The sequence below is a fragment of the Microbacterium sp. GbtcB4 genome (genome assembly GCF_019091465.1).
Lineage (GTDB): Bacteria > Actinomycetota > Actinomycetes > Actinomycetales > Microbacteriaceae > Microbacterium > Microbacterium paraoxydans.
In genome coordinates, this window is sequence record NZ_JAGXJJ010000097.1 from 1 (window position 1) to 277 (window position 277).

1 protein-coding gene is annotated in these 277 nt (G+C 70.4%); it reads right to left on the bottom strand.

The window, feature by feature from the left end:
• On the bottom strand, positions 1 to 277 hold a 277-nt coding region (locus KVS71_RS17390; protein ID WP_217585146.1), incomplete at both ends, for an IMP dehydrogenase.

The following is a 277-nucleotide window of genomic DNA, read 5'->3' on the forward strand; positions in this document are numbered from 1 at the left end:
TGCCATCCGGGATCAGCTTGTCGTCGCGGGGCACGTCGGCCTGGAAGTAGCGGTCCTTCGAGTAGGAGGTCAGCTTGCCGCGCGTATGCATGGCGCCGAGCGAGCCCATGCCGCGGTACTGCTTGAACTGCTTGCCCGACTGGAAGACGACCTCGCCCGGCGACCCGCCGGTGCCGGCGAGCAGCGAGCCGAGCCTCACGGCGTCAGCCCCGGCGACGAGCGCCTTCGCGATGTCGCCCGAGTACTTCTGGCCGCCGTCGGGGATCACCGGGACGCC